The organism is Streptomyces sp. NPDC058157 (assembly GCF_042884105.1).
In the GTDB taxonomy this organism is placed as follows: Bacteria; Actinomycetota; Actinomycetes; order Streptomycetales; family Streptomycetaceae; genus Streptomyces.
In genome coordinates, this window is the sequence record NZ_JBHVUQ010000200.1 from 1 (window position 1) to 8,333 (window position 8,333).

General features: G+C 78.3%; 6 protein-coding genes. All 6 read left to right on the forward strand.

Features of this window, described 5'->3' with window-relative positions:
* The first annotated feature begins 247 nt into the window (after window positions 1-247).
* The 6 genes from ACFVXK_RS32135 to ACFVXK_RS32160 all read left to right on the forward strand — a co-directional run bounded on the left by ACFVXK_RS32135 (window position 248) and on the right by ACFVXK_RS32160 (window position 8,186).
* On the forward strand, window positions 248-1,216 hold the full coding sequence (locus ACFVXK_RS32135; protein ID WP_389618698.1) for an aromatase/cyclase: 969 nt from the start codon (window positions 248-250) through the stop codon (window positions 1,214-1,216).
* The gene (locus tag ACFVXK_RS32140; RefSeq protein ID WP_389618701.1) at window positions 1,213-3,453 is read left to right on the forward strand and encodes a condensation domain-containing protein; all 2,241 of its coding nucleotides are present in this window, start codon (window positions 1,213-1,215) and stop codon (window positions 3,451-3,453) included. The genes ACFVXK_RS32135 and ACFVXK_RS32140 overlap by 4 nt, the downstream gene beginning before the upstream one ends.
* Window positions 3,454-4,643: 1,190 nt before the next feature.
* Window positions 4,644-6,269 (forward strand): class I adenylate-forming enzyme family protein, encoded by a 1,626-nt coding sequence (locus ACFVXK_RS32145; RefSeq protein ID WP_389618704.1) that lies wholly within the window; start codon window positions 4,644-4,646, stop codon window positions 6,267-6,269.
* A 43-nt stretch (window positions 6,270-6,312) separates the two neighbouring features.
* Entirely contained in the window at window positions 6,313-6,615 is a 303-nt protein-coding gene (locus ACFVXK_RS32150; protein ID WP_389618707.1) for an antibiotic biosynthesis monooxygenase family protein, read from the forward strand.
* 85 nt (window positions 6,616-6,700) lie between these two features.
* Entirely contained in the window at window positions 6,701-7,897 is a 1,197-nt protein-coding gene (locus tag ACFVXK_RS32155; protein WP_389618710.1) for a hypothetical protein, read from the forward strand.
* Between the two features lie 100 nt (window positions 7,898-7,997).
* The gene (locus ACFVXK_RS32160) at window positions 7,998-8,186 is read left to right on the forward strand and encodes a DUF5302 domain-containing protein (RefSeq protein WP_389618713.1); all 189 of its coding nucleotides are present in this window, start codon (window positions 7,998-8,000) and stop codon (window positions 8,184-8,186) included.
* Window positions 8,187-8,333: the final 147 nt, after the last annotated feature.

An 8,333-nucleotide genomic window follows, 5' to 3' on the forward strand; every position in this document is an offset into this window, starting at 1 on the left:
CACCCATGCACACCCCTACGGCTCGACCCCGTCCTCGACCACACGAACCTACTGGCCCTCGACCTTGACCAAACACATAGGGGCACCCCCCCGCACGGGCCGTGGGATCCCCGCACGGGTTGTGGGATCCCCGCAAGGCCTCCTGAGAGGCCGTGGACGGCCCGTGCAGCCGGGGTCCAGGGCCTTTCGAGCGGAGCTCCGCCGACTCCCGCGAAGTTGGTGGACCGAGGCAGAGAGGTGGGAACCGATGTCAGGTGAGCGTGTGCAGCACACGTCGTACTCCGTGGACGTGTCCGCCCCCGCGGGCGTGGTCTACGCGCTGCTCGCGGACACGACCCAGTGGCCGCTGTTCGTCCCGCCCAGCATCCACGTGGAGCGGCTGGACTTCGACGGGACCAGCGACCGCTTCGGGATGTGGGCGACCGCGGGCGGGACCGTCACGTCCTGGGTGTCCCGGCGCTCCCTGGACCCCGCACGGCGGACCATCGACTTCCACCAGGAGGTCCCGGCGCCCCCGGCCACCGCCATGGCGGGCCGCTGGGAGGTCGCCGAACTCGCCGGCGGGCGCTCCCGGCTGACCCTGCACCACCGGTTCGCGACGGCCGCCGGGGACGAGACCGGCGCCCGGTGGCTCGCCGACGCCACCGACGCCAACAGCCACGCCGAACTGGAGCAGCTGAAGCGGACCGCCGAGCAGTGGACCGCCCTGGACGGCCTGCTGCTGTCCTTCGAGGACTCGGTGCGCGTCGAGGGCCCCCCGGAGCTCGTCTACGACTTCCTGTACCGGGCCGGTGACTGGCCGGCCCACCTGCCCGAGGTCACCCGCGCACACGTGGTCGAGGACCGGACGGGCGTCCAGCTGCTGACCATGGACACCCGGGCCGCCGACGGCACCACCGACACCAGCGAGTCCGTACGCATCTGTCTCCCGCACGCCGGGCGGATCGTCTACAAGCGGACCCGCACCCCGCGGCTGCTCGCCGCCCACACCGGCGAATGGTCGGTCGACCCCGACGAGAGCGGGGTCACCGCCGTCGCCAGCCACCGGGTGCTGCTGCGCGCCGAGGACATCGAGCCGGTGCTCGGGCCGGGCGCCGACCTCGCCCAGGCCCGCGACCACGTACGGCGCGCCCTGGGCGGCGCCGGCACCCGTGTCCTGCACCTGGCCCGGCGGCACGCGGAGACGGCCGTCCCGAGCCTGAGCGCGAGGCGGTGACCGGCCGCCCCGGCGACGGCCCGCGCCGGGCCACGGCGTCCCGGGCCCTCGCCGCACCCCGGCCGCGGGTCCACCCCGCCGCCCCCCTCCAGGTCGACGTGCTCCTCGACGGCCTCACCCACCCCGGCCGCGGCCTGCACACCGGGCAGCTGCACTGGCGGCTGCCCGGGCCGTTCGACGCCGAGCGGTTCACCCGGGCCTGGCAGGCCGTCACCGACCAGGAGGCGGTGCTGCGGACCGGGCTGGCGCCGGCCGTCTCCGGAGCGGGGGCCGGCGCCGGGCTGCCGGGGTTCGCCGTCCATCCGGCCGCCGGTCCGCTGATCGTGCGGCACCCCGTGGGCGGCGCCCAGTGGGAGGCGCTGCTCGCCGCCGAGCGGATGCGCGAGTTCGACCTGACCCGGCCCGACCCGCTGCGGATCGCCCTCCTGGCGGAGCCCGACGGCTCGACGCGGGTCCTGCTCACGTACCACCGGGCGTTCCTCGACCCGGTCGGCGCGGAGCAGCTCGTCCGGGCCTTCCACCGGGCCCACGCCGCCGACGGGCGCGCCCGGGGCGGTGAGCGGCGGCCCGACCTGCGCGACCACCTCCAGTGGATCGGCGCCCGGGACCGGGCCCCCGCCCGGGAGTTCTGGGCCCGTGCCGCCCCGCCCGCGGGCTCCGCCACCCTCCCGGCCGGCGACCGCGGCCGGCCCACGCACCAGCGCGGGCACGGCCGGGCCCGGCAGCGGCTCACCCCGGCCGAAGCGGCCCGGCTGCGCGGCTGGGCCGCCGCCCGGGGGGCCGCGGAGAGCACCGCCCTCCAGGCGGTGTGGGCGCTGCTGCTGTACCGGGCGGCCGACGGCGGGCCGGATCCGGTGCCGGTGGCGTTCGGCGCCGCCGTGTCCGGCCGGGGCATCCCCCTCGACGGGGCCGACCGGCTGCCGGGGCCGCTGCAGGGTGCGCTGCCCGTGGGTGTGGAGGTCCGCCCCGGGGGCACCGTCGCGGACCTGCTGTCCGCCCTGGCGGGGCGGGCGGTGGACCTCGCGGCGTACGAGTGGGTGTCGGCCGGCCAGGTCCACCGCTGGTCGGGCCGCGACCCGTACGAACCCCTCACGGAGTCCCTGCTGGCCTTCCTCCCCCCGAGGGAACCCCGCCTCCCGCCCCCTCCCGGGCCCATGACCACCGACACCCGCCCTCCGGGGCCGGCTTCCGGGGCGGGGGCGTGGGCGGAACCTGCCTCCCTGGCGGGGCCGTCAGCGACGGGGCCGTTGGCGGGCCCCGAGTCCCCGGCGGGGGCGCTGGCGGGCCCTGAGCCCGACGCGGGGCCGTTCGCGGACCCCGAGTCCCCGGCGGGTCCGCTCGTGGGTCCCTCGTCTCCGGCGAGGCCGTTCGCGGACCCCGGGGGCTTGGCGGGGCCCTTCGTGGACCCCGAGTTCCCGGTGGGGCCGTTCGGGGGTTCCTCGTCTCCGGCGGGGCCGTTCGCGGACCCCGGGGGCTTGGCGGGGCCGTTCGTGGACCCCGAGTTCCCGGTGGGGCCGTTCGGGGGTTCCTCGTTGCCGGTGGGGCCGTGGGCCGGGGCTGCGTCCGAGCCGGGGCCGTTCGAGGGGCCCTCGTTCCCGGTGGGGACGGAAGGGCCCCGGGGGCCGCTCCCGGCGGAGGAGTGCGAGGCCTACACGGGGACGCCGCTGGTGCTGACGGCCCGGCACGACCCGGACGGCGGGCTGCTGCTGACGCTCGTCCACGACCGGACGCGGATCGCCGACGGCGACGCCGCCGAGCTCCTCTGGCAGACCACCCGGCTGCTGCGCGGCCTCCCGGTCGACGCGGACCCCGGGACCACCGTCGCCGAGGCGCTCCGGCTGCTGGACGGGGCCCCGGTGCCGCTGGCGGCCGCGCCCCCCGACCCCGTGCCGCGCACCCTGCGCACGGCGGCCGCCCCCGGGACGGGGCTGGTCTGCCTGCTGCGGCCGCCCGGGGCGGCCGAGGACTGCTACGACGGCCTGGTGCGCGGCCGGCGCGGGAGGCGGGCCCTGCTGTCCGTGGCCCCCCGGGCCTCGGCCGCCCTGGCTGCGCTGGCCCCGGCGCTGGCGGCCGGGGAGCCCGTCGTGCTGGGCGGGTACCCGGAGGTCGCGGATCTCGCGCACCAGATCGCGGGCCGGGTGGCCGCGTACGGCTGGGCCCGCCCGGCGGTGGCGGTCGCCGCCACCGACGACGAACTCGCCGCAGCCCTGACGGCGGCCGCACGCCGGCGTCCGTAGGGCGGGCCCTGCGGGTGACCGGGCGGGCTGCCGCGCGGCGCGCAGGTCGGGTCGCGAGCGGTGCCGGCGGCCGCGGGGCCGTCCCCTCGGGACCGGTTCGGCTCCGCCTGGCGCAGCCGGTGGCCGGACGGGTTCCGGGGACGGCCGTGGTCGGGCTGGTGACCGCACGCCGCGGCGCCGATCCCGGGTCGGGCGGTGGGGCCGAGGCCGTCCGTCGGCGCCGTCGGCGAACCCGCCGCAGCCCTGAAGCCTGCCGCGCGGCAGTGGCCGTGGGGGTGTTCTGCGGATCGGGGCCGGTGCGCCTGGTCGTCGGCGTTCGTGCACGCGCGGCGGTGGTCTCAGGCTCGGTTTCGGCTGGCGCAGCCGGTGGGCGGACGGGTTCCGGGGACGGCCGTGGTCGGGCTGGTGACCGCACGCCGCGGCGCCGATCCCGGGTCGGCCCGGTTGGGCGGCGGGGCCGAGGCCGTCGGTCGGCCGTCGGAGCCGTCGGCGAACCCGCCGCAGCCCTGAAGCCGGCCGCCCGGCAGTGGCCGTGGGGGTGCTCTGCGGACCGGGCCGGCTCCGTCTGGCGCATGCGGTGGTCGGACGGGTGGCGGGGGCGGTTGCGGTCGGGGCCTCCGTGGGCGCCGGACGCGCATCGGGTGGTGGGCGGGGCCGTCGGCCGACGGCGGGTTCGCCGCGGCCTTGGCGGCGGCCGTGGGGGTGTTCTGCGGATCGGGGCCGGTGCGCCTGGTCGTCGGCGACCGTGCACGCGCGGCGGTGGTCTCAGGCTCGGTTTCGGCTGGTGCAGCCGGTGGTCGGACGGCGTCGGCGGTCGTGCGCCGCGGGGTTGGTTCCGGGCCGGGCCGAAGGGCCGGCGTTCGTGGGATCGCCGTCGGTTGTCGGGGGCCGGGGTGGGCGGGTGGCAGGTCGGAGGCGTCCGCCGGTTGCGGCCGCCGGCCGCGAACGTGCCGCCGTCGCGCGGCGGCGGTCGGGGGCGGGCTTCCGGAGGGGAGGCCGGACCGGGTTGCCCGGCCGGCTTCGCGTTCCCGACGGGGGCTGACCTCGGTGGGCCGCGAGTGGATCCGGAGAGGGGGACCAGGGTCGCACCAGAGGGGTTCGAGTGGTTCTGGAGTGGATGCCGAGTGGCGGCGGGGACCGTGGGAGGGCCCTGCCGCCCGTCGGGACGCAGTGCAGAGGGGAGCAGAGCCGTGCCTACAACCGCCCATCCCGAACTGCCGCGACTGCCGCACCTGCCGCTGGACGGGCTGCTGCGCCGTGCGGCGCTGCGGGCCCCCGGGGCCCCGGCGCTGCGCGTGGGCGCGCAGAGCCTCACCTTCGGGGAGCTCGACGCCCGCGCCGACCGGATCGCCGCCTACCTGGAGTGCTCGGTGGGCCGGCGCGGGGCGCGCGTGGCCGTCGTGAACACCCTGGACGCCGAGTTCGCGGCCGCCTACTACGCCACCGTCCGCAGCGGCAACACCGTCGTCGTCCTCAACCCGCTGCTGTCGCCCGCCCGGACGGCGAAGGTGCTCGCCGCCGCCGGTGCCGAGCTGGCCTTCGCCCCGCGGGCCGCCGCCGAGGCGCTGTGCGCGCTGCCCGACCGGCCCGAGAGCCTGTCCCTGGTGCTGGTCACCGGCGCCGAGGACGGCGGCCCGCTGCCCGGCGCCGCCGTCCCGCTGGACCTCGTCCTCGACGCCGTCGCACCGGCCGCCGGGTCCGCCGCCCCGCGCGCGGCCGTCTCCGTGGACCTCGACGCGGAGGCATGCGTCCAGTTCACCACGGGCACCACCGCGAGCCCCAAGGGCGTCCGGCTGACCCACCGCAACCTCGTCGCCAACGCCGTCCAGACGGCCCTGGCCCACCGGCTCGGCGAGGACTCCACCACCCTCAACCACCTCCCGCTGTACCAGCCGATGCACCTCAACTCGGCCGTCTACGCGGGCGCCTGCCAGGTGCTGTGCCCCGACCCCGACCCGCTGGCCTCCTTCGCCCTCGCCGAAGAGGCCGGCGCCACCCACTACTACGGGCTGCCCGCCCGCCTGCACCGGCTCGCCGCCGACGAGCGGCTGCGCGGCGGCCCGCTCCCCGGCCTGCCCGCCGGACCCCGGCTGACCGCGGTCCTCTCGGGTGGCAGCGCCCTCAACCCGGCGGCCGCCCGCACCCTCGCCGACCGGCTCGGCGTCCCCGTCGTCCAGGGCTACGGGATGACCGAACTCTCCCCGCTCACCCACTGCCAGCGCCCCGACGGCACGACCGGCACCGGCTCCGTCGGCACCCCCGTGCCCGGCACCGGATGCCGCGTCGTCCACCCCGACACCGGGTTCCCGCTGCCGCCGGGGGAGACCGGCGAGGTGCAGGTGCGCGGCCCGCAGCTGATGGCCGGCTACCTGGGCACCGCGGAGGCGCCGGCCGGCCCCGACGGCTGGTTCCCCACCGGTGACGTCGGCCGGATCGGCCCGGACGGGGAGCTGTTCCTCGTCGACCGGCTCGGGGACGTCTTCCTCCACGACGGGGAACTCGTCTCGCCCAGCGCCGTCGAACGGGTCCTCGGCGCCGACCCCCGGGTCGCCGAGTGCGCGGTCGTCGGCTGGCCCGACGCCGTGCACGGGGCCGTCACCTGGGCCGGCGTCGTCCTGCGCGAGCGCGGCGCGGGCGACCCCGCGCCGCTGCTGGCGGAGATCGCCGCCCGCGCCAACGAGCGCCTGGCGCCCTTCGAACGGATCCGCCGCGTCGAAGCCATCGACGCGGTCCCGCGCACCCCCGTCGGCAAGCCCGTACGGGGGGTGCTGCGCCGCAGCGTCCGCACCCGCGCGGCCGCCGAGGCGACTGCCTGACCCCACCCGCCCGACCCCCGAGACCGAACCGAGGAGCGCCGTCATGGTGACCTACGTCAACAAGCTGAACGTCCACGGCGACCTGGTGCGCTTCATCGACGCCGAGGACCGCCTCACCCGCTTCGTGAGCGCCCAGCCCGGCTGCGTCAGCCACCAGACGCTCCGTCTGGTCGGCACCGCCAACTTCTTCGTGGAACTCTCCGTCTGGGAGGACACCGCAGCGCACCGCGCCGCCGTGACCAGCGAGGACTTCCGCGAACTGGCCCGGGAGATCGCCGTCCTCGCCACCCGTGAGCAGGGCCTGTACGAATCGCTCCCCGAGCACGCCCCGGCCACCGCCGCCTGACCCGGGGGAGGGGCGGGGCAACCGGGGCGCCCCGCCCGCGCGCCCGGCGCCCCCGCGTCCGGCGGGATGGCATGCTGGGCGGAACATGAGCTCCGAGCTGCTGACCGGGGACAGCGGCCGGGAGACCGCCCGCCGGGCCCGCAGGAACCAACTCGCCCGGGCCGCGCAGTGGTTCGCCGCCCTCGAAGCCGACCCGTACGCCCGGGTCCTGCGCACCGGCACCGGCACGCCCGACGCCGCCGAGGAGGCCGTCCGCGCCCTCGGCCCGCTCCACCGCAGCACCCTGGCGGACACCTGGGTGACGGCCGACCGGGCCGTCGCCGAGGAGGTCCTCGCACACCCCGCCTTCGACGCCCCCGGCCCCGCCGGCGGCCCGCCCCCCTTCCGCAGCGCCGTCCTCACCCTCGACCGGGCCTCGGCCCGGCCGCTGGCCGCGCTCACCGGCTTCGGCGGGCCCCTGGTGTGGGCGGAGGACGCCGGCCGGCTGGAGAAGCGGACCGCCACCTGGGCCCGCAGGCTCCTGGCGGCCCTCGGCAGGCGCTTCGACCTCGCCGAGGACTACGCCCGCCGCCTCACCGGCCCGGTCCTCGCCGAACAGCTCGGCCTCCCCGAGGCCGCGCACGAGCGGTTCCGCCGCCTGCTGTCCGACTGCCGCCACACCCTCGACGGCCTGCTGTGCCCGCAGGGCCACGCCGCCGCGCGGGCCGGGGAGACCGCCGAGAGAGCCCTGGCCGGCCTGCTGGCCGAAGCCCTCCACCGGCCCACGGCCGACACCCTGCGCGCCGCGCGGATCACGGCCCTCGGCGCGGCCGAGCCCACCGCCGTCCTCGTCTCCAACGCCGTCCGCCTCCTGCTCGGCGAACCCGGCGGCTGGCGGCGGCTGGCCGACGACCCGGACCGGGCGGGGGAGGCCCTCGCACGCACCCTGCGCACGGCGCCCCCGGTACGGCTGGAGTCCCGGGCCGTGCGCCGCGCCGTCACCCTCGCCGGGACCGCGCTCCCGGTGGGCGCCCGCGTCACCCTCCTCGTCGCCGCCGTCAACCGCGACCCGCTGGCGGCGGCGGACGCCCTGCCCTTCGGCCTCTGCGCCGACCTGCACTTCGGGCTGTCCGCGCACCTGGTCGAGCCCATCGCCCGGGCCGCCCTGCGCACCCTCGCCGAGACCCTCCCGGACCTGCGCGCCGACGGCGACCCGGTGACCCGCCTGCGTTCGCCCGTGCTGCGCGCCCCGGCGTCCCAGCCGGTGGCGGCGGGTCCCGTTCCCCGAGTCCTGGATCCCTAATGACGCCATTGATCCGAAAATGGGTCGCCGTGTACCCGACCGGCTGCGACACTGACGGGCCCCGGCAGTACATCCGCACGTCCGGGCCCAGGAGGCAACCATGACCGATACGCCGGAAGACCAGCCCGCCGCGGCCGAGCCCGACGCCAAGGACAAGTTCCGCGAGGCACTGGAGCGCAAGGCCCAGAGCGCCCGCTCCCAGCAGGCCCACCACCAGAACCGGCTGAAGATCAAGGGCTCCAGCGGCCCCAACGGCCAGAGCCGCACCTTCCGCCGCAAGTCCGGCTGAAAAAAGGGCCGTGGGCCCCCCACGACCCCCCGCCCCGGGGCGGCGGGGGGGGGGCGGGGGGGGGCCGGGCGGGTGCCGGGGGGGGGCGGCGTGGGGGGGGGGGGGGGGGGTTAGGGCTCGGTGGCCGTCTCCGAGGGGGGCTCGGAC